Source organism: uncultured Desulfosarcina sp. (genome assembly GCF_963664155.2).
Lineage (GTDB): Bacteria > Desulfobacterota > Desulfobacteria > Desulfobacterales > Desulfosarcinaceae > Desulfosarcina.
The window spans coordinates 4461068-4481310 of the sequence record NZ_CAXXXH010000001.1; the positions used below are offsets into that span (position 1 = coordinate 4461068).

The 20243-nt window shown below is 55.2% G+C and carries 19 protein-coding genes; 17 read left to right on the plus strand and 2 right to left on the minus strand.

Annotation, left to right across the window (positions count from 1 at the left end; genetic code table 11):
* The first annotated feature begins 70 nt into the window (after positions 1–70).
* From ACHZBS_RS20290 to ACHZBS_RS20320, 7 genes are all read left to right on the plus strand, one after another.
* A complete protein-coding gene (locus ACHZBS_RS20290; RefSeq protein ID WP_319408342.1) occupies positions 71–442 on the plus strand; it encodes a response regulator in 372 nt (123 codons plus the stop codon).
* Positions 439–2199, plus strand: coding sequence for an ATP-binding protein (locus tag ACHZBS_RS20295; protein WP_319408343.1), 1761 nt, complete (start codon positions 439–441; stop codon positions 2197–2199). The genes ACHZBS_RS20290 and ACHZBS_RS20295 overlap by 4 nt, the downstream gene beginning before the upstream one ends.
* Positions 2196–2579, plus strand: coding sequence for a response regulator (locus ACHZBS_RS20300; RefSeq protein WP_319408344.1), 384 nt, complete (start codon positions 2196–2198; stop codon positions 2577–2579). The genes ACHZBS_RS20295 and ACHZBS_RS20300 overlap by 4 nt, the downstream gene beginning before the upstream one ends.
* 63 nt (positions 2580–2642) lie before the next feature.
* Positions 2643–3323 carry a hypothetical protein gene (locus tag ACHZBS_RS20305; RefSeq protein WP_319408345.1) on the plus strand — a complete coding sequence of 227 codons (681 nt, stop codon included), beginning with the start codon at positions 2643–2645 and terminating at the stop codon, positions 3321–3323.
* 71 nt (positions 3324–3394) lie between these two features.
* Complete coding sequence (locus ACHZBS_RS20310; protein ID WP_319408346.1) at positions 3395–5527, plus strand: SulP family inorganic anion transporter; 2133 nt, start codon at positions 3395–3397, stop codon at positions 5525–5527.
* Positions 5528–5542: 15 nt separating this feature from the next.
* A complete protein-coding gene (locus ACHZBS_RS20315) occupies positions 5543–6787 on the plus strand; it encodes a response regulator (protein WP_319408347.1) in 1245 nt (414 codons plus the stop codon).
* Positions 6788–6898: 111 nt separating this feature from the next.
* Positions 6899–7393 (plus strand): response regulator, encoded by a 495-nt coding sequence (locus ACHZBS_RS20320; protein WP_319408348.1) that lies wholly within the window; start codon positions 6899–6901, stop codon positions 7391–7393.
* A gap of 342 nt (positions 7394–7735) precedes the next feature.
* Here the strand turns inward: ACHZBS_RS20320 and ACHZBS_RS20325 are convergent, their stop codons facing one another.
* Positions 7736–7885 (minus strand): hypothetical protein, encoded by a 150-nt coding sequence (locus ACHZBS_RS20325; RefSeq protein WP_319408349.1) that lies wholly within the window; start codon positions 7883–7885, stop codon positions 7736–7738.
* 267 nt (positions 7886–8152) lie between these two features.
* On the opposite strand from ACHZBS_RS20325, the gene ACHZBS_RS20330 reads away from it, so the two are divergent.
* The 6 genes from ACHZBS_RS20330 to ACHZBS_RS20355 all read left to right on the plus strand — a co-directional run bounded on the left by ACHZBS_RS20330 (position 8153) and on the right by ACHZBS_RS20355 (position 13351).
* Positions 8153–8536 carry a hypothetical protein gene (locus ACHZBS_RS20330; RefSeq protein WP_319408350.1) on the plus strand — a complete coding sequence of 128 codons (384 nt, stop codon included), beginning with the start codon at positions 8153–8155 and terminating at the stop codon, positions 8534–8536.
* A 186-nt stretch (positions 8537–8722) separates the two neighbouring features.
* Positions 8723–9550, plus strand: coding sequence for a universal stress protein (locus ACHZBS_RS20335; protein ID WP_319408351.1), 828 nt, complete (start codon positions 8723–8725; stop codon positions 9548–9550).
* A 107-nt stretch (positions 9551–9657) separates the two neighbouring features.
* Complete coding sequence (locus ACHZBS_RS20340) at positions 9658–10377, plus strand: hypothetical protein (protein WP_319408352.1); 720 nt, start codon at positions 9658–9660, stop codon at positions 10375–10377.
* A gap of 133 nt (positions 10378–10510) precedes the next feature.
* Positions 10511–11815, plus strand: a complete 1305-nt coding sequence (locus ACHZBS_RS20345; RefSeq protein WP_319406488.1) for an ArsB/NhaD family transporter — start codon at positions 10511–10513, stop codon at positions 11813–11815.
* Complete coding sequence (locus ACHZBS_RS20350) at positions 11812–12711, plus strand: hypothetical protein (RefSeq protein ID WP_319408353.1); 900 nt, start codon at positions 11812–11814, stop codon at positions 12709–12711. Before ACHZBS_RS20345 ends, ACHZBS_RS20350 begins: the two co-directional genes overlap by 4 nt.
* 94 nt (positions 12712–12805) lie before the next feature.
* Positions 12806–13351, plus strand: a complete 546-nt coding sequence (locus tag ACHZBS_RS20355; RefSeq protein ID WP_319408354.1) for a CvpA family protein — start codon at positions 12806–12808, stop codon at positions 13349–13351.
* Positions 13352–13623: 272 nt separating this feature from the next.
* Here the strand turns inward: ACHZBS_RS20355 and ACHZBS_RS20360 are convergent, their stop codons facing one another.
* Positions 13624–14463 (minus strand): hypothetical protein, encoded by an 840-nt coding sequence (locus tag ACHZBS_RS20360; RefSeq protein ID WP_319408355.1) that lies wholly within the window; start codon positions 14461–14463, stop codon positions 13624–13626.
* A 205-nt stretch (positions 14464–14668) separates the two neighbouring features.
* On the opposite strand from ACHZBS_RS20360, the gene ACHZBS_RS20365 reads away from it, so the two are divergent.
* The 4 genes from ACHZBS_RS20365 to ACHZBS_RS20380 all read left to right on the plus strand — a co-directional run bounded on the left by ACHZBS_RS20365 (position 14669) and on the right by ACHZBS_RS20380 (position 20242).
* The gene (locus ACHZBS_RS20365; protein ID WP_319408356.1) at positions 14669–15262 is read left to right on the plus strand and encodes a DedA family protein; all 594 of its coding nucleotides are present in this window, start codon (positions 14669–14671) and stop codon (positions 15260–15262) included.
* The gene (mprF, locus tag ACHZBS_RS20370; RefSeq protein ID WP_319408357.1) at positions 15259–17817 is read left to right on the plus strand and encodes a bifunctional lysylphosphatidylglycerol flippase/synthetase MprF; all 2559 of its coding nucleotides are present in this window, start codon (positions 15259–15261) and stop codon (positions 17815–17817) included. Before ACHZBS_RS20365 ends, mprF begins: the two co-directional genes overlap by 4 nt.
* Positions 17818–18003: 186 nt before the next feature.
* On the plus strand, positions 18004–18750 hold the full coding sequence (locus tag ACHZBS_RS20375; protein ID WP_319408358.1) for a DUF1003 domain-containing protein: 747 nt from the start codon (positions 18004–18006) through the stop codon (positions 18748–18750).
* A gap of 94 nt (positions 18751–18844) precedes the next feature.
* Positions 18845–20242 (plus strand): mechanosensitive ion channel family protein, encoded by a 1398-nt coding sequence (locus ACHZBS_RS20380; protein ID WP_319408359.1) that lies wholly within the window; start codon positions 18845–18847, stop codon positions 20240–20242.
* The last annotated feature ends 1 nt before the right edge of the window (position 20243 follow it).

Genomic DNA, 20243 nt, shown 5'->3' on the forward strand with positions numbered 1-20243 from the left:
AAACTTTATAATTTATATGTCATCTATAAGTTATGTTTTACAACAGGTCAACCTAAAAATATGTTGTATAATGAAACATTTTGATATACTGATTGTCGATGACGAACAGCGTTATGCCGATATGCTGGCCAAACGCTTGGAGCTGCGCCGCCTGACCTGCAAGGTCTGTTATAACGGTCAGGCGGCCATAGACCTCGTCGAGGAAATATTTTTTTCAGTGGTTATCCTTGACTTGCGATTGCCCGACCTCTATGGCACTGAGGTGCTGACACGGATTAAACAATGCCGGCCCGAAACCCCGGTCATCATTCTGACGGGTCACGGGACGGAGAAGGATCGGGAGCAGTGCATCGCCGGGGGGGCGCATTCCTTTATGAACAAACCGTTGGATATCGATCGGTTGATGGACATTATGGCCCGGGTTAAAGAGAGATCGCCATGATGAAATCCCTGAACAATTTTCTGGGGTCCATGTGGCCCCGTTTTCCCAACAGCAACGATGACCATTTAAATCCCTACCATACGTTCCAGGATTACCGGCAGATCTGGGGAATGGGCATTTTTATCCTGATGACCACGGCGCTTCTGCCGTTGATCGTCATGACGATCATCTACTATCAGCTCATCGAACGATCGATCGATACCGAGTCGCTCCTTCGTACGGAACGGGTGGCCTCGAATGCGCGCAGAGCGGTCACCTTTTTCCTGGAGGAGCGCTTAGCGGCCCTAACCTTCGCAATCAATGAAATGGGATACGACCGGTTGACCGATGCCGGACACCTGAAAGAAGTGTTGCAGAACTTGAAGCTGGGTTTCGGCGGTTTGACCGATCTGAGCGTGATTGCGGACAGCGGAACCCAGGTGACTTATGCCGGCCCCTTCAATCTGGAAGGCAAAGATTACAGCCATCAGGCCTGGTTCATTGAATGTCAAAAGAACAATGCCTGCGTCAGTGAAATCTTTTCGGGCTACCGCGACGTTCCCCATATCGTCGTGGCCGTGAAATCCCTGCGCCCGGACGGCCGTTTTTTCGTTTTGAGAGCGACGCTGGAGACCGAGCGGCTGATCCAGACCCTGTCATCGTTTAAAACCGGGGAACATGCGGACATTTTTCTGATCAACCACAGCGGTCTGCTGCAGACTCCTTCGCTCTTCTATAAGGGGGATGCCAACCGCATGGCCATCCCCGTACCCCCTTATGCCGAGCGGACCCAATCCCTGATGTCAACCGATGGAAAGGGACGACCCATTGTGATCGGCTATGCCTACATTTCCACCAAGATCGTCCCGACATCGTTTATCCTCATGGTGGTCAAGCAAAAGGCTGGCATGATGAAAGTCTGGCTGGACCTTCGCCGCCAGATCAACTGGTTTTTCGCAGCCAGCGCGCTGATCCTTGCCGTCGTCATCACGTTGACCTCGACGTTCATGGTCAATAAGATATTTCAGGCTGACCATGAAAAAGCCAAAACCATGCTGATGGTGGAGCAGAACTGCCAACTGGCTTCGATCGGCCAGCTGGCCGCCGGGGTGGCCCACGAAATCAACAATCCGCTGGCATTGATCAATGAAACCGCCGGTTATGTGAGAGACCTGTTCACGATCAAGCAACAGTACAAGGAAGACCCGGAATTGGTGGAATACATCGATTCGATTATCGACGCGGTGGAGCGTTGCGGCACCATCACCCGACAGCTGCTGGGTTTCTCGCGCCGTTTTGACGTTCAAACCCAGGCCGTCAATTTGAATGACATGGTCGCCGATGTGATCAATTTCCACAAGAAAGAGGCGGAATACCGCGACATTAAGATTCATGTGGATATTCCGGAAACCATTCCGCTGATCGAAACCGATCGGGGAAAACTGCAGCAGATCGTCCTCAACCTGGTGAACAACGCCTTTCAAGCCATCGACAACGGATGTTTCCTGGACGTTCGAGCGGAGATGGACGGCCCGGAACAGGTGCGCCTGTTCATCCGGGACAATGGGTGCGGAATTTCCGAAGATCACCTCCACAAAGTATTCGAACCGTTTTTTACGACTAAAAAAGAAGGCCAGGGAACCGGCCTCGGCCTCTCCATTACCTATGGCCTGGTCCAAAAGCTTCATGGAAATATCACGGTTCAGAGCAAGACGGGCGAAGGAACCACCTTTGTGGTTACGCTGCCCGTCAAAATCAAGAAGGAAACCCAATCATGAAGGTGCTGCTGGTAGACGATGAACAGAAATTCGCGCTGATGCTGGCCAAACGGTTAGCATTACGGGGAATACAGGCGGAGGTCTTTTTTTCCGGCGAAAAGGCCCTTTCCACGGTCGAACAGGGGAGCCGTTTCGATGTAGCGGTTCTGGATGTAAAGATGCCGGGAATCGGAGGTGTTGAATTGAAGCGCCGACTGAGTGGGCTGGATCCACGGATGAAGTTCGTTTTCCTGACCGGCCACGGATCTGGAGTGGATAGCGCGATTGGTCCCCATGAGGCGGCGGAGACCCTCCCCAAGCCATTGAAAATCGAAGATCTGATTGAAACCCTGAACCGGTTGACCGAGATGACGCAAAACGCGACCGGTCCTGAGGAATGATCGGAGCCCGGCCTTCCAGCGGGGTTCTTCAAGAGGAAAAAGATTGCACGGCGAGGTAAACGGATGGACAACGCGAAAGATTGGTTTGGGTACGACAGCCTTGCCTTTTTCGGAAAGGTCAACGCCTCGATTTCTCACGAACTGAAAAACGTCATGGCCATCATTTCCGAAACGGCCGGACTCCTCGGCGACTTGTCGGAAATGGCCCGGGGGGGAGCACCCGTCGACCCCGATATGCTCACCAGCAGCACTGAGAGCATCGTCGAAGAAATCCAGCGGGGGTTCACCACCATCCGACAGATGAATCGGTTTGCCCACAGCGTCGATACCCCTGTGGTATCCGTCGACCTGATGGAAATTCTGGATCTGGTGCGCAATCTTTCCGGATACCTCTCTTTCGCCGGGAAAACGAACCTGCATGCTGAAGAAGGGGCCGCCCCCATGGCGATGACCTGTCCGTTCATTCTCCAGGCAATCCTCTATCAGGCCGTGGTCCAGACATTCCAGAACACCGGTCCGGGGGCGGAACTGGATATATCCGTTCAATCCAAAAATGAATCGACCTGGCGGATCCTTTTTGATGGCTTCAGTCTCAAGGAATCAGAGGTGTTCCCCGCTGACTCCCTTACGCGCATGGCGGTATCGATCGGCGTTTCCATCGATTGGGATCGCAGTTCGGATCGCCTGGCGATCGATGTTCCGGTCTCCATTGGGATTGATCAGGGCAATGGCGCGGCTGGATGATGGCCGGAAATTAAACGGTGGCACCCGAGCAAGGGTTTCAGCAACGGAAAACATAAGGATAGGAGTGGCACATGTTGGCAAAGGTATTTCCCTTTATGGCGTGGTTCAAAAACTACGACAAGGCATCTCTACAGCTTGACGGGCTTTCGGGCCTGACCGTGGCCCTGGTCCTGATCCCGCAATCGATGGCATATGCCCAGCTTGCGGGGCTGCCCGCCTATTTTGGCTTGTACGCCTCCTTTCTGCCACCGATGATTGCCGCCTTATTCGGATCCAGTCGTCAGTTGGCAACTGGCCCCGTGGCCATCGTTTCACTGATGACATCGGCCTCCCTGGCACCGCTGGCCACCGCCGGCAGTCCCGGTTACATTGCCTATGCGGTTTTATTGGCCCTGATGGTCGGTATCTTTCAGTTGAGCCTGGGCATTTTGCGATTGGGGCTGGTGGTGAACTTCTTGTCTCACCCGGTGGTCAACGGGTTTACCAATGCCGCCGCTTTGATTATCGCCTCCTCCCAGCTTTCGAAAATGTTCGGCGTTTATGTCGACAATGCGCCGCACCATTACGAAACCATTATCAATGTGATTAAGGCGGCGGTCCATTACACCCACTGGCCAACCTTGTTGATCGGCGTGTTTGCCTTTGGCATCATGTACGGCCTCAAGTGGCTCTCGCCGCGAATCCCCAATGTACTGGTGGCCGTGGTCATCACCACCACCATCTCCTGGGCGATGGGGTTTCAGCATGACCGATTCGTCAGTGTCGATGCGATCGAATCCCCTGAGGCGCGTCATCTGATCGAGGAATTCAATAAAGCAGCCTTGGCCATCCCTGCACTTGCCGAAGAGCGAACCCAATTTGGTGAGGCTTTCAACCAAGCCAAACAAAGCCACAATGAAGTCGGCGTTTTGGATGCCGAGCATATGCTGGAGGTGACCAACCTGAATATCTCGCACATACAGGAAGAGGTCCACAGCCACCGTGAACAGCTGCGCGCCATCCTATTTACCGGCGTCGTTCAAGACGATGATTCGATTAAATTCTATAACAAAGACAAGGTTCCCGCCGGCCTTGAAGGTGATGGGCGTACGTGGCGCGTCAAAGTCGGCAATGAGTCGCTGGATACTGCCAAACTTAAAATGATGGGCGGCGGTGCTGTGGTCGGCACCATCCCCAGAGGCTTGCCATCCATGAGTGTCCCGCCGATCAACATCGGCGTCATGCTGCATATGTTACCGTTTGCGGCGATCATCTCCCTTTTGGGGTTCATGGAAGCGATTGCCATCGCCAAGTCCATGGCCGGTAAAACCGGTCAGCGCCTCGATCCCAACCAGGAGTTGATCGGCCAGGGACTGGGCAATATCTTCGGCGCCATCGGTAAGAGTTACCCCACCTCCGGATCCTTCTCTCGCTCGGCGGTCAACCTGCAGGCCGGGGCGGTTACCGGATTGTCCAGCGTCTTCACCAGCCTGGCGGTGGTGATTGTTCTTTTATTTTTTACGCCGTTGCTCTATCATTTGCCGCAGGCCGTGCTGGCCGCCGTCATCATGATGGCCGTAATCGGTCTGCTGAACGTTTCCGGTTTTATTCATGCCTGGAAGGCAAAATGGTATGACGGTGCCATTTCCATCATTTCGTTTGTCAGTACCTTGGTCTTTGCCCCCCACCTGGATAAGGGCATTATTATCGGTGTTGCGCTCTCCCTGACGGTTTTTCTTTACAAGAGCATGCGCCCCAGGGTAGCTTTCTTGTCCAGGTCGGAGGATGAGGAGTTGCGCTGCGTAACGACCCATGGCTTGCAGGAATGCCCGTATGTGACCCTGGTGCGCTTCGACGGCCCCCTTTTTTTTGCCAATGCCAGCTATCTGGAGGACACGATTACCGAAATTATACGCAGCAAAGAGGGCCTCAATCATATCCTCATCGCTGCCAACGGGATCAATGACATCGATTCATCGGGTGAGGAAACCTTGTCGCTGCTGGTGGATCGGATTAGAAGCAATGGAATCGACATATCGATGAGCGGGGTCAACGAGACGGTCATGGAAGTGTTTGGTCGCACTCACTTTCTGGCGAAAATCGGTGAAGACCATCTTTTCCCGACATTGGAAAAAGCCATCGTCACCATCCATGAATCCGCTCACGAACACGATCCGGAAGCGAACTGTCCGCTGTTGAACGCTTGCAGACTTGTTGAAGCCTAAAAGGAGGAGTTATTCATGCCAGTCATTTCCCTGTTCAGCGGCAGTTATTGCAACGAGAAACAGGTCGTCCAGGAAATTGGTGCCCAAACCGGTTATCGGCTGATTTCGGACAAGGAGATCGTTGCCGAAGCCAGCCGCCTCTCCAATATCCCCGAAAACCGGATCGAGCGGGTGTTTGCCGATAAAACATCGGTATTCAACCGCTTGACCCGTGAACGGGAGCGTTCGTTGGCGTACCTTCGGCTGGTCCTGGCTAAAAACCTGTCGGAAGACGACCTGATCGTTGGCGGTTTTGCCGGACAGCTGATCCCCCGAGAGATCCATCATGTGCTTCGGGTTTGCCTGATTGCGGATATGAATTCACGTATTGCCGTCGCCGCCGGTGAGCACCGTATCGCCGACTCCGAGGCCCTCAAAATCATCCACCGTGAAGATGAAAAGTGTGCCGCATGGATGTACATGCTATATGGCGCCAAAGATCCGTGGAGTGCCTCCCTTTATGATATCTCCTTTCCGACCGACAAGACATCGCCGGACGAAATTGCTAAAATAATAGGGAAAAGCATTGCCACGTCGGTTATCAAACTCGCCGGTCGATCCAAGACGGCTGTCGATGATTTCAATATCGCCGCCCACGTGGAAATCGCTCTGGCCAAGAAAGGCCATACCGTTGGAATCGACGTCCAGGCAGGCGCCGTCACATTGACCATTAACAAGCATGTGTTGATGCTCAATCGCCTCGAAGAAGAGCTCAAGGATATCGCCGGCCGGGAGACGGGGGTCACATCGGTTGAAACCAAGGTGGGGCCCGGGTATTACCAGACTGACGTTTACCGCCGCCAGGATTTCGAAACACCCTCGAAGATCCTGCTGGTGGACGACGAAAAAAAATACGTCCAGACGCTATCCAAACGGTTGATGATGCGTGAACTGGAGTCGGCCGTGGTTTATGACGGCGAATCGGCCCTCGAAATGGCCCGGGAGGACGAACCCGATGTCATGATCTTAGACCTCAGAATGCCCGGTATTGATGGTATCGAAGTGTTGCGCCGCGTGAAAAAGACCCATCCGGCGATCGAGGTTATTGTTTTGACCAGCCAGGGATCGGAAGCCGATAAAAAAACGTGTATGGAACTGGGTGCGTTTGCCTTCTTATCAAAATCGGTGGATATCGATGAACTGAGCAAGACCATCAAGGCCGCTAACGAGAAAATCCGTCAGACTCGAGGGGGCCAGACGTCGAACCCAACCGATCGATAGGTGGCCTTGTTCCGGTGCTCCGGCCCGGTTTAGATCAACAGACACTGGCGGCTGCGGCGGGCCTGATTTTGAGGATCATCGTATTTTCAACCCACACAGGTGGAGGGTGTCATGGAAACGGACAACACGATAAAAATCCTTTTGGTCGATGACGAAGTCAAATTTTTGAAGGCGGTTTCGGAACGGCTGTCCATCAAGGGCTTCGACGTAACGACGGCAACCAACGGAGACGAGGCCATCGAAGCGGCCAATAAAGGGGGGTTCGATGTGGCGGTGCTGGACTTGCAGATGCCGGGTACCGACGGCGCTCAGGTTCTCAAAATTCTCAAACAGAACCACAAATTCATCGAGATCATCATGCTGACCGGACACGCCACGGTGGATTCGGCCGTGGAATGCACCAAGCTCGGTGCTTTTAAATACCTGGAAAAGCCTTACGATTTCGACAAAATGGTAGACGCGCTCAAAGAGGCCTATCAGGCCAGGATGAAAAAGAAATTCGAACGCAACCAGAAGCGGATGGATGCCATTCAGAAACTGTCCATGCACCAATCCCCGCTGGGGCTGTTGAAGGCATTGGCCCGTCTCGACGATGATGAAAAATGACAGGCCTTGAACCGAATATATGATGCTGCAGACCCGAGCGTGCAACCGGCGCCCGGCATGCGCGCCTTGAATGGGGTGACGCCACGCAGCATTGACCATTGCTTCAGAGGACCGGCTCGCGGATAAAAAAATGCCAGTGACGATTAGCAGAGATACGATTCAGCCCGCTATCGATCATAGACGTCCGGCGCCAAACGGCAGGACTATCGTTCCTGCCTGGCGCTGGATGTGGCTCCTTTTTTTCCTCAATGGTGCGCTTTTCTGTTTGAACGCATCGACTGCCGTTTCCGGAAACCAGGCGATGCCGTGGGATTCCCCGGCGGTCTGTTTCCACTATTGCGACTATTGCGAAATTGTCCTTTCCAGATCGAACACCGCTTGTTTTGACATTCTTGCAGGCGCCCACCCGACCATGGCCCGATGGGCATGGATGGTTCCCGGTGAGTCGGAATCGCCGGATACGGAGTTGATCCCGGGAAAGGTCACCATCATCCATGGCCTCCGTCCTTCGGGCATCGCATGCCCTGGTTATGTACCGTACCCCCCAAAAAGAATTTTCCGCCGATTGTATCTGCAAAAAAAAGCCCTATTGTGTTGAAACCCGCCATCGGTGCCTGATCCTCATACGGGATCAGCCGCCCCCGACCTGAACCATGTGGGGAATTTTATCGACGGTGTCCTTGGCAACCTGCCAACCTGTCTGTTTATGGATATAACCTGAATCGTGAAACCTAAACTGAAAACCAAAGGAGATTTATCATGAGAAAATCACTATCGATGCAACACGTTATCCTCACCGCTGTTTTTTTTCTTCTGTTTTCGATGGTCATCGGCTGCGGCAGTGAGGCCAGCCTGGAGACACAGATCAGCGGGTCGTGGAAGCGCGCCCAGGGTGATGGCACCGTAGAGATCAACCTTGACAAAAAACCGACATCATTGGTCTTCGACGGCAAGACCTACACGGCCACTATCGATAAAGTTGATAAGGGCAACAACAATGTTCATCTCAAGGTGGCAACGGACAACGGGACGTCGGAGGAGTGGACCCTGCATCAGGTTTGGAATGATAACGGGTCGTCATTCAAGCTGGCCTTCAGGCACAACGGCACGGAAGAGACACTGGTGCCCGCCAAACAATCTTGATGGGTTTTGCTTTCCAAAGAAAGTAGAAGAAGCATTGATCTGAAATGCGAAAGCGGGAGCATTCCCCGTCGCTTGCGGCGGGGTTCGCCAGCGATTGGAAATTGAAGGTATCCATACGGGGAGGCGTTTCTGCGACTTCCCGATAGGGGGAGTATTCAATTAAAATAGCCAAAGGTGGACGTTCACATGTACGCCAATTTGTTCCATGTATTCAGAAATACCCCACTGGGCCGGGAAACCTTGATGCAGTCCCTTTACTTCTGCCGGTCGTTGGATGTAGGATTGACCCTATACATTCCGGATGCGGTGCGCTTTATGATGTACTTCGATCAAGATGCCGTTCAGGTCGACCTCGACCGGTCCTATCTCAATGAGCCGGAAACGGCCGCCGAACGGGCGCTTGCCCTCGCCGCCGAGGCAGGGATGAAACCCCGTTTGCTGCGCCCCAAAAACCGTACCGCCAGCGATCTGCCGGACATCCCCACTCATTTTGGGTTCATGTGCTGCCCGCGCAGTGTCAGTGATCTGTCTTCAAAAATCGGTTTGGGGTATATCGGACCGAAGGTCAGGCGAATCATCCGTTCGGCGGATTTTCCCGTTTTGATGACATCGCCGGTATTCAAACCCTGGAAAAGCGTCGCCGTGCTGTTCGGCGGTTCAGACAGTGCGTTAAATGCGCTTCGGTCAGGCATTCAGGTTTCCAAACGGTCCGGCTACCCGCTGGACCTGTTTATCCAGCTCGAGCAGGACACAGCCTATTATGAGCAGCGAATTCGGGATGCGGGGCTTGAGAAACCGCTCGCTCGATATTGTCGCGATCAATACCAGTTTGCCCATGGCGAGTTTACCCATAACCTTTACACCCTGCCCCATGACGCATTGGTTCTTTCGGGTGCCTATGGGCACGGGTTGATCAATAATATGCTTTTCGGAAGCAAGGTCGAACTCGCCCAGGCTACGCTGACCAACAATATGCTGGTCAGCGGTCCGCATTCAAAGACCCATTTAAACTGAGCCGATGATGTAAAACAAACAAATGGGTCAATCACCGCCTCAAAGCACTTTTCCGGTGACGGGACGGCAGGTGGGATCGCAGGACAGGGGGCACCGGACATTCAACGATGAAACATAAGACCGCGGCTACACTATTTTTTCTGGCCATGGTGCTGGTGCATTCGCCTCCGGGAGGGTCTGTTGCCGAAGCGGATTCGACCGTCCAGGAGATGCAGACGGTTACGGTGTTTTCGTATCATGCCGGTCCGGGTTATTCCCGGCAAACCGCACGCGCACTGGCCCTTTACGGTGCGACACACCAAGCCGTTTTATTGACCGCCGACCATCTCGCCGGCAGGGGATTATTGAAAGATTACGGGGACCGGAAAATGGAAATTTTCTGCCTCGTTGCCGATGAACTGCAATACCGCATTATTAATGAATCGTTTTCTGAAAAAAGCAGGGTCGCCACCATAAAGATAGAAAGCAGCGTCTCGCTGAAAGATTTTGTCCGCGCCGAGATCAGGGATGCAGCGTTTGAGAAGGAAGAATTGAAATTTTCATTGCAGGAAGAGATGGAACCGGTGGTTCCGCCGACCATCGCTCCGGCACAGGAATTATCCAGAGCGTATCGCTACATCCGAAATCACCATTGGCGGATGGCAATTATCTACCTGGACCATCTTGAAAGAAAATATCCACACTGGGGTTCCCTTTTTCTTGCCAAGGCGATGGCCTATCTGGGAATGCATGAAATCGATAGGGCGATGAGCGCCCTGACGTCGGCTTGTTATCTGGGCAATCAGGAAGCCTGCCTGAGAATGAATGAACTGGATCCGTCGGATTGAGTCGCTGTAAGCTCAGAGGGCACATGGGTGAAGCCATCGCTGATCAATCAATAAGAATAAATCCAGAATAAAGCAGGCCGGCGGTCACACACCAACCATGTTAACGACCATCGGGTAAAAAAAAGGATTCAAGATGGAAGGGGCACTGCTTCCGATTGTCGTTTTTCTGGCGGTCTATGTGGCGTTGACCTTTGAACTGGTCAACAAGGCGGTCGCCGCGCTGCTCGGGGTGATGATCCTGATCGTGCTGCACGTGGTCAGCGAGCACCAGGCGGTCGAATTTATCGACTTCGAGACGATCATGCTGCTTTTGGGCATGATGTCCATCGTGGCCATTCTGAGAAAATCCGGCTTTTTCTCTATCGTCTCGGTCCGGATTGCCGAGTTGACCCAAGGCAGTCCGCTGAAAATATTGATTCTTTTTTCGATCGTCACCGCCGTCCTGTCGGCTTTCCTGGACAACGTGACCACGGTGCTGATCATCATCCCCATCATTATCGAGCTGACCGCCGGCATGGGCCTGGACCCCCGGATGTACGTGATCAGCCAGGCGATCATCTCCAATATCGGCGGCACCGCCACCCTGATCGGCGACCCGCCCAACATCATCATCGGCTCCAAGGTCGGACTGACCTTCAACCAGTTCATGTTCAATCTCGCGCTGCCGATCATTGTCTGCATCGGTGCCGCGCTGGTTTATCTCTGGGCCACCAACCGGGACAAATTCAAGCCCATCGACACCAACCTGGCCAAGCTTTTTTCGGTGCAGCTGCTGCTGGAAAAGATCCGCTTCCATTTTCTGGACACGAAGATCGACCGGCTGTTTCTGACAAAGGGCCTGGTCTGCCTGGGCCTGGCCATCGCTCTGTTCGTCACCCAGACCGTCACCCGACTCTCCCCGGGTGTAGTGGCGGTTTTTGTGGCCATGGTCCTTTTTTTGATCACCCGCATCGACGTGGAACAGATGCTGGAGGAGATCGAGTGGAGCACGCTGCTGTTTTTCACCGGCCTGTTCATCCTGGTGGGGGTGCTCGAGGAAAAGGGGGTGATCGAATGGATCGCCCATAACATTTTCATGCGCGTGGGCGACAACCCGTATGTGATCGTACTGACGGTGCTGTGGGTGTCCGGCATCGTCTCGGGGTTTCTGGACAACATCCCGTTTACCATCACCATGATCCCCATCGTCAAACTGATGCTGGAGAACAATCCCATTCCCCACAACATCCTGTGGTGGGCGCTTTCGCTGGGCGCCTGCCTGGGCGGCAACCTGACCATGATCGGGGCCTCGGCCAATATCGTGTCCGTGGGCATGGCCAAAAAATTCGGCCAGGAGATCTCGTTTATCGATTTTGCCCGGAAAAGCGCCGTGATCACCCTGATCACCCTGGTGATCGCCTCGGGCTACCTGATGCTTTATTTGTGGATATCGTTATGAAAGATGAAGACAAAGCCATATTGTGCAGCCTGATCCGGGACCATGAGGATACGGTGGGCTCCTCCCGGGTGACCATGATGGCCCTCAAGGCCTTTATCGAATCGATCCGGCAGGTGCGCTGCCGTGTCGAGGAGGTCCGGGAGCTGTATTCGGAACTGTCCCGGGCCATCAAGAATACGGAGCCCAAGGTCATTCCCCTGATCCACCTGATCGAAGAGTTTGAACGGGAGATCGGAGAATCCCCCGATGCGTCCATCGACCAGATCAAGGCCCAGGCGATCCGGATTCTGGAGGAGAAGTACCAAAAGATCAAGACCAAGACGGGCAGGGTGATCGAACACGGCCTGGCCTGCATCAACGAAGGGGATGTGATCATCGTCCACACGATCAGCTACGATGTGACCAACATGCTCAAACTGGCCCATGAGGTTCTGCACAAAAACTTCAAGGTGATCGTGCTCAAGCAGGATCTGGCCAAGACCCGCCGTCTGATCAAATCGCTGTCCGCGGCCGGGATCGACATGGAGATCATTCCCGAATACAGCCTGAGCCACTATATCGAGAGGGGCAACAAGGTGTTCATGGGGGCGCTGTCGATCACCGACGACATGAAGGTGGTGTCGGCGGTGGGGTCGGCCAACATTGTCAGCCTGTGCCACCTGAACCGCCTGCCGGTGTACCTGTTCGCCAATACCCTCAAGTTTTCTCACCGGCCCTGGTCCCAGCAGAGGATCCATCGCAAAGTGGAGTCCAAGACCCACGGGGACGTCTCTTTCCAGCTGATCACCCATTCCCACGATGCCGTGGACCTCAAGCATGTGGATTTCCTGGTGACCGAAGAGGGAATCAAGGACAAGGCGGCCATTGCCGCCTGGATTAACAAAAGTGGACGGTGACGGGTTTGCTGATCATGACCGAACCTGCACCAGGTGCCGGGGAAACAACGAAAGTAATAAATCCAGGTGAAAGCAACCACCGCATGAGACAATCATGAACATGGCCGACGCTGCAATCCTGATATTCTGGTTGGTTTGTCTGATCCGGGGAATCTTCAGAGGACCGGTCAACGAACTTTTCTCAATCGCCGGTGTCTTGGCCGGCCTGTTAGTTGCCGCCTTTTCTTATCCGCTTGTTTCCAGGGTGCTGTCCGGGTGGATCGACTCCTCCCCGATGCGCGATCTAACCTGTTTTCTCACGATTTTCGGTTGCATGTGTCTCCTGATGACGGTATCCGGCGTCATCGCGACCTACCTGTTGCACCTTCGTCGATCGGGGTGGATAAATCGGACCTTGGGTGCCGGACTTGGACTTCTCAAGGCGATGCTTGCCGTTGCCGTGCTCCTGGTTCCGCTGGTCTCTTTTCTACCGAAACATTCAACATGGATCAGCGGATCGGTCATCTTTCCTTTTGAAAACCACCTTTCCGAGAAGATGGTCCATGTCCTTCCTTCGGCAATTCATGAAGCATTCTCATCCCATATCGGTGACTATAAGCAATCATGGCGGCGAAACGGAGGTCATTCTAAGGCTCAATAACGTCACGGCCCAAAGGGCGAATGGCCGTAACCGTTGATAAATAAATTTCAACCCGTGGAACGCTGCTGAATAAGCAGGGTGCGGTGTTTCGGGGCGTGTGAGGCCAATGGCCTCACGGGTGAATTTCGGGATGGGGTACTGATGGCCCCACAACTTCCACCGCCGGCAATACGGTACCGCCAAGGTTCAGGCGGGTTGCTGCTTCCCGGATCCCGAGGGTATGCCGGCCGCCCCAACCGCCACCGCTTTAAAGATCGCTGAGCGGTCGGGCTTCAATTCAGCGGTAAGTTCTGAAGCACCGACTTGACACCGTATCGGGCCAGTTCTTCGGCTGAAAGCCAGCGAAGCCCCATGCCAAGCTGTTTAATCCCATCCACCACATCGTCGGTCAGCGCCTGCTGGGTTTCATTGAAGGCGCCGCGCCAGAAGCGAACGCCCGTCTTGACGTCGATCAGGTAAAGGGCAAACCCCACCGACGCGGCGCTGTCCGGCATGTCTATCAAAGCCCCTTTTTCCCGGTATTGCCACACGGTGCCCACCATGACGACCTCCGCATCCACTGTTTCTCCCAGACGGACGGCACGTTTGCGCGGGGTATCCAGGGACAGGTCATTCAACAGGGTCCGGTAGGCGTCGGCGACGCGACCCGGAGGGATTAGCCGCTCCTCGACGCGCAGCCTCAGCGCTGCATTGACGATCCGGGTCATGACCTGATCGGCGTCCTTCGGCAATTCTCGGCTATCCAGGACAAGTTGGGTGAACGATTGGCTCAGGGGCTTGTCGATCGGCGCATCGGGCGGCTCCAACTGGCCCTCCAGAAAAGGCATCAGCGCAATTTGCGCCACGGCGAGGTCGGACAGTCTGCCCGGGTCTGCCTGGGATTGGGCATCGCACCCGTCGGGATTCAGGGCAAGCATCAACTCTGCCGCTGAAAAAGCGATAATGCCGAGAGCCAATTTCAAAACGCCCCATTTCGGCCAATATCGGCGTTGGGCTCGCATTTCAATCCTCAACGCAGCGCGGCTGCGCCTGCGGATGAAATGATCGCCCGCCTTGATCTTGACCGAACTAAGACGTTTTGAAACAGGCTCGCCGATAATGGATTTTTTCATCGATGTTCCCTCCTTCATATTGGCAATCAAACCGGTCGGCATGCCGTTTGAATTGGGTGAGACGATTTTAAGCCTACGGATATCAGATTGAACGGTCGACCACAACATGGTAAGTTCAAATCCTGGTCCGGTATAGGGTCGTCATCGTCGACCCGTTTCACTTGTTCGACACATCACCCGCTGTTGCATAGGTTCAGGTTTCATCATGGAGGCATTTCTTCAGACGTACGGGTATTGGGCCGTTCTGATCGGTACTTTTCTGGAGGGGGAAACGATTCTCGTCCTGGGCGGTCTTGCCGCCCATTTGGGTTACATGAACTTGACCGGCGTGATCCTGGCCGCATTCGCCGGCAGTTTGTGCGGCGATCAGTTCTTTTTTTTCCTGGGTCGTCACCACAGCACATTCCTGCTGACCCGGCGACCTTCCTTGACCCCCAAATTGGAACGCGCCAATCGCCTGATCGACCGTTTCCAGACCCCGTTGATCCTCGGGTTTCGGTTTCTCTACGGGCTGAGAACGGTGATGCCTTTCGCCATCGGCGTCAGTAAGATACCGGTGATCCGGTTTTTATTCCTCAATGCCATCGGCGCCATTGTCTGGGCCGGTATCGTGGCGATAGGTGGATATCTGTTCGGCAATGCCCTGGAAGGCATTCTGGGCAACATCCGCCGTTACGAAAAGATGCTTTTCCTCCTGGTGGCGCTCGCCGGTACTGTTGTTTGGGCGATTTATCTGGTTCAGCGCCGCCGGAAAAAGGCCCATGAGACAATGGACATCAAGGGGCGGGAGGGCCTGTGAAGACGAAATTGTGGACATGGGCGGGACCGATTCTGGGGGCGGCCCTTTTCTCCCTGGCCATCTGGGTGCTGCACCGTGAATTGTCAGCCTACCACTTCAAGGACATTGTTCATCATATCCGATCGATACCGTCCACCCGCATAGCCGCTGCGCTTTCGCTGACTGCTGCCGGATACGGGGTCATGACCACCTATGATCTGCTGGCGCTGCGCTATCTGAAACAGGCGCTGGCGTACGGCAAGATCGCCATGGCCGCTTTCATCGGGGCCGCTTTCAGCAACAACATCGGGCTTTCCATGCTTGCCGGCGCTTCGGTGCGCTACCGGTTGTACACGTCCTGGGGCCTGTCCGCCATGGAGATCACCAAACTGGTCCTTTTCTGCACCCTGACCCTGTGGCTGGGCTTTTTCGCGCTGGGGGGGCTGGTGTTTGTCCTCGATCCGCTTCCCCTCCCGACGGCGCTTCACCTGCCATTGGCGTCCACCCGCACCGTCGGGCTGCTGATGGGCCTGCTGGTGGCCGCCTATCTGGCCGCCGGGGCGCTGATGAAACACCCGGTCAGGCTGTTCAACTGGGAAATCGACGGGCCATCAATGAAATCCGGCGCGCTGCAGCTGCTGGTGGGGGCGGCGGACTGGTTTCTGGCCGCCGGCGCGTTGATCGCCCTGTTGCCGCCGACGGAGCAGCTTTCCCTGCCGATGCTGTTGGGCATGTATATGGTGGCCCAACTGGCCGGACTGGCCAGTCAGGTTCCGGGTGGGTTGGGCGTTTTCGAAACGGTCTTCCTGCTGGAGATCGGAGATAAAATGCCGGCAGAGGCCCTGTTGGGCAGCCTGCTGGTCTATCGAATGATCTACTACCTGCTGCCGCTGGTCCTGTCCGCCGCTCTATTGGGCATCAATGAAATCTTCCTGCACCGGAAGTCGGCCAGAAAGGTGATGGCCAACTATCACCGCTGGAGCGCTCCCGTTCTTCCTCCGGTATTGGCCGTTACCACTTTTATTGGCGGGGCGGTATTGCTTTTTTCCGGTGCGACGCCGGCTCTGGAACACCGGCTCATGTGGCTCAAGGAGGTGGTTCCCCTGCCATTGCTGGAAGCTTCCCATTTTGCGGGCAGCTGCGTCGGCATGGCATTGCTGCTGTTGGCCCGCGGCCTCCAGCGGCGGTTGGATGGCGCCTATTGGGTTACCGTGGGCCTTCTGGCAGCCGGGATTGCGGCATCGTTGTTCAAGGGGCTGGATTACGAGGAAGCCCTGCTTCTGGCGGTACTGCTGGTGGCCCTGCTGCCCAGCCACCGTTTCTTCTACCGCAAGACCTCGCTGCTGAATCAGCGATTTACCCCCGCCTGGATGGCGGCCATCGCCATGGTGGCCATCAGTGCGCTCTGGCTGGGCCTGTTTTCCTATAAGCATGAGGAATACGGAGATCGTCTGTGGTGGCAATTTGCCTTCAGCGGCGCTGCGCCGCGGTTCCTGCGGGCTTCTGCCGGTGCTGCTATGGTGCTTCTGGCGTATGCCGTTGCCCGGCTCATGCGTCCTGCCGTCCACCGGCCGGCCGCCGCCACGGCAGCTGAAATGGCCACTGTAACCCAGGTCGTAAAAAATTCAACCAGTGCGGCAGCCAACCTGGCCTTGCTGGGTGATAAATCCTTTATTATCAGCCCGGAAAACAATGCATTCATCATGTTCGCCGTGGAAGGACGCAGCTGGGTCTCCATGGGCGATCCGGTGGGGCCGGAAACCGCCTGGCCCGAATTGATCTGGCAATTCCGGGAGATGTCCGATCGCTTCGGCGGCTGGGCCCTGTTTTATCAGGTGGCGCCGGATCATCTGCCCTATTATCTGGATCTTGGCCTCTCCCTGACCAAGCTGGGAGAAACGGCCCGCGTTTCCCTGACGGAATTTTCCCTTGAAGGAAGCAGCCGCAAGGAACTGCGCTACACCCGGCGCAAAATGGAAAAGGAAGGACTTTCCGTGGAGATCCTTCCAGCGGCTCGGGCCGCCGAACGATTCAGCGAGTTAAAACGGATTTCGGATGCCTGGCTGGCCGAAAAAAATACGCGCGAGAAGGGCTTTTCCCTGGGTAATTTCGACGCCGCTTATCTGGGCCATTTCGATATTGCCGTGGTAAAGAAAGCCGACACGATCGTCGCGTTTGCCAACCTCTGGCAAAGTGCGGACCAGGCGGAACTGTCCATCGACCTGATGCGCTACGATCCCGGGGCGGCCCCCAATGGGGTGATGGAATACCTGTTCATCCAGCTCATGATCTGGGGCCGGGAGCAGGGTTACCGCTGGTTCGACCTGGGCATGGCCCCGCTGGCCGGCCTGGAGGACCGCTCGCTGGCGCCCCTATGGAACCGTTTGGCCTCCTTTTTGTCCCGCTATGGAGAGCACTTTTACAATTTTCAGGGGCTGCGCCAGTACAAGGATAAGTTCGACCCGGTGTGGGAACCCCGCTATCTGGCCTCACCCGGCGGCCTTGCCCTGCCGATGATTCTGACTCACCTGGTCCAACTGATCTCCGGGGGTATCAAAGGAACCGTCCTTAAGTAACAGGGAGTACTGCTCATGAAGATTACCGTTGCTTGTCATCCCCGCGGAAAAAGATATCCAGTGTTATGAAATATTTCAAGATAGTGCGCAAGCTTCACCACGTGCCCCCCGTCTTTGCGGAAATGATGCGTCCGGATACTTTTCACGAATCCATCAAAAATGCCTTTAACCATTGAGGGATATGCCATGAACGATGCGGACCGAACCACTGGTTTAACCGATCTTCCCGTTTGCCAGATTTGCCGGTCGGACGAGAACAGCGCGGCCATGATTCCGTTGGCCCTGGTCCGTCCCGCCGTGGTCGACGAAATCCGCAAAGACCACCCCGAGTTGTCCCTCGACGGGTTCATCTGCAAAGACGATCTCAACCGCTATCGCATCCGTTACGTACAGAGCCTGTTGTCATCGGAACAAGGCGAAATCACCACCCTGGACCGGGATGTCCTGGAGAGCCTGAAGCAACATGAATTTCTCACCAGCAATCTCAATGAAGAGTTCGTCAGCAAACTGACCCTGGGAGAAGCCCTGGCCGACCGCATCGCCTCCTTCGGCGGCAGCTGGCGGTTCATCATCCTTTTCGGTACCGTGCTGGTGGGCTGGATCCTGATCAACACCATCGCCCTGGCGGCCAAGCCCTTCGACCCTTATCCGTTCATCCTGCTCAATCTGGTTCTCTCCTGCCTGGCCGCCATCCAGGCCCCGGTGATCATGATGAGCCAGAACCGCCAGGAGTCCAAGGATCGAATGCGGTCCGAGCATGACTACCGGATCAACCTCAAGGCGGAGCTTGAGATCCGCCACCTCCATGAAAAAGTCGACCATCTGCTGTCCCGTCAATGGGAGCGCCTGGCGGAAATCCAGCAGATCCAGATCGAACTGCTGGCCGAAGTGGGCGCCTTGAAAAAAAAACCGGGAATGACAAGCTTTTCCTAAAAATTAAGAGATGCCGGTAGACGCAGCGAAACGCACTACCCGCAGGGCGTGTTTTTTGGGTTGCCAACCGGCAGATCAACAGGAGAATCCATGCATGGTAATTTCCAGCAAGCATCTTAGAATCATTTCTCTGGTTGCAGTCATCGCCGTTTCTTCTTATCGACCGGTTGTGGCCCAAACGCAAACCGATCGGGCCTCTGGTGGCAACTCCCCGGAAGTGCAGGAGCCTGTCGATGAACGCGACCTGAAACCGGAAATCGGCAAAATCGACCAGGCCGGAAACAAGGTCGGCGAAAAGATCGAGGCGTTCGGAGCCAAGGCCTCGGATCGCCTGGGCGGCTGGATCGACGGCAAGGTGGTTGCGGATATCAGCTGGCTCAAGCTGCTCTTCTGCCTGCTGCTGGTTTTCGTGGTGGTGGCCGTCGAACGGGTGGTTCGGCTGCTGATCCGGGGCAAGATTGAAACCATTCCATCGGTGGACGGCAAGATCTCCTGGGTACGCCTGATTCTCAAAGCAATCACGCGGCCCTTGAGTCTGTTTATCTGGGTCTATGGCATTTACGGCGCTTTGTCTCCCCTGTACAGCCATTTCCAGGGGACGGACGGCAGCAACCTGGTTCACCTGGTGTTTCAGAAAACGGCTACGGTGGGCGGTATTCTGGCTTTTTTCTGGTTCGTCTACCAGTTCGTCCATGTGATGGATGCCCGCCTGTCCCAATGGGCCGATACCACGGAAAGCACCATCGACGACATCCTGGTGCCCCTGTTCGGCAAAACCCTGAGAATTTTCATCGTCCTTTTGGCCGGCATCATCGTGATCCAGAACCTCACCGGGGTGGAGATCGGCCCCCTGCTGGCTTCACTGGGGATCGGCGGTCTGGCCGTGGCCCTGGCCGCCAAGGACTCCATCGCCAATTTTTTCGGCACACTGACCATTCTCTTCGACAAGCCTTTCCAGGTGGGGGAGCGCATCGTCATCGACAATTACGACGGGGTGGTGGAGGACGTGGGCTTTCGCAGCACGCGCATCCGTCTGCTTACCGGCGCCCTGGTGACCATTCCCAACGAGAAGGTGGTCAATTCGGGATTGGAGAACATCGGCAAGCGACCCAACATCCGTTGGCTGACCAATATCGGCATCACTTACGACACGCCGCCTGAGAAAATCGAGCAGGCCGTGGCCATAATCCGCGAGATCATTGCCGATCACGAGGGCATGCACCCGGACTTTCCGCCCCGGGTGTACTTCAACGGTTTTAACGACTGGAGCCTGAACATCATGGTCCTGATCTGGTATCACCCGCCCAACTACTGGGATTTCCAGGAGTGGGTCCAGCGCACCTGCCTGGAGATTACCCGGCGATTCGCGGCCGAGGGCATCGATTTCGCCTTCCCCACGCGCACGCTGCACCTGGCCAACGACGCCAAGCGGCAGCTCAACGTCGAGTTGCTCGAAAAAGGCGATTCTCCATCAGTTGGGGGGCAGGGTTGAG

Coding starts and splice junctions, on each gene's coding strand:
- ACHZBS_RS20290 (WP_319408342.1), top strand. CDS start 71: ATGAAACATTTTGATATACTGATTGTCGATGACGAACAGCGTTATGCC.
- ACHZBS_RS20295 (WP_319408343.1), top strand. CDS start 439: ATGATGAAATCCCTGAACAATTTTCTGGGGTCCATGTGGCCCCGTTTT.
- ACHZBS_RS20300 (WP_319408344.1), top strand. CDS start 2,196: ATGAAGGTGCTGCTGGTAGACGATGAACAGAAATTCGCGCTGATGCTG.
- ACHZBS_RS20305 (WP_319408345.1), top strand. CDS start 2,643: ATGGACAACGCGAAAGATTGGTTTGGGTACGACAGCCTTGCCTTTTTC.
- ACHZBS_RS20310 (WP_319408346.1), top strand. CDS start 3,395: ATGTTGGCAAAGGTATTTCCCTTTATGGCGTGGTTCAAAAACTACGAC.
- ACHZBS_RS20315 (WP_319408347.1), top strand. CDS start 5,543: ATGCCAGTCATTTCCCTGTTCAGCGGCAGTTATTGCAACGAGAAACAG.
- ACHZBS_RS20320 (WP_319408348.1), top strand. CDS start 6,899: ATGGAAACGGACAACACGATAAAAATCCTTTTGGTCGATGACGAAGTC.
- ACHZBS_RS20325 (WP_319408349.1), bottom strand. CDS start 7,885: ATGATGGTGACCTTTCCCGGGATCAACTCCGTATCCGGCGATTCCGAC.
- ACHZBS_RS20330 (WP_319408350.1), top strand. CDS start 8,153: ATGAGAAAATCACTATCGATGCAACACGTTATCCTCACCGCTGTTTTT.
- ACHZBS_RS20335 (WP_319408351.1), top strand. CDS start 8,723: ATGTACGCCAATTTGTTCCATGTATTCAGAAATACCCCACTGGGCCGG.
- ACHZBS_RS20340 (WP_319408352.1), top strand. CDS start 9,658: ATGAAACATAAGACCGCGGCTACACTATTTTTTCTGGCCATGGTGCTG.
- ACHZBS_RS20345 (WP_319406488.1), top strand. CDS start 10,511: ATGGAAGGGGCACTGCTTCCGATTGTCGTTTTTCTGGCGGTCTATGTG.
- ACHZBS_RS20350 (WP_319408353.1), top strand. CDS start 11,812: ATGAAAGATGAAGACAAAGCCATATTGTGCAGCCTGATCCGGGACCAT.
- ACHZBS_RS20355 (WP_319408354.1), top strand. CDS start 12,806: ATGAACATGGCCGACGCTGCAATCCTGATATTCTGGTTGGTTTGTCTG.
- ACHZBS_RS20360 (WP_319408355.1), bottom strand. CDS start 14,463: ATGAAAAAATCCATTATCGGCGAGCCTGTTTCAAAACGTCTTAGTTCG.
- ACHZBS_RS20365 (WP_319408356.1), top strand. CDS start 14,669: ATGGAGGCATTTCTTCAGACGTACGGGTATTGGGCCGTTCTGATCGGT.
- ACHZBS_RS20375 (WP_319408358.1), top strand. CDS start 18,004: ATGAACGATGCGGACCGAACCACTGGTTTAACCGATCTTCCCGTTTGC.
- ACHZBS_RS20380 (WP_319408359.1), top strand. CDS start 18,845: ATGGTAATTTCCAGCAAGCATCTTAGAATCATTTCTCTGGTTGCAGTC.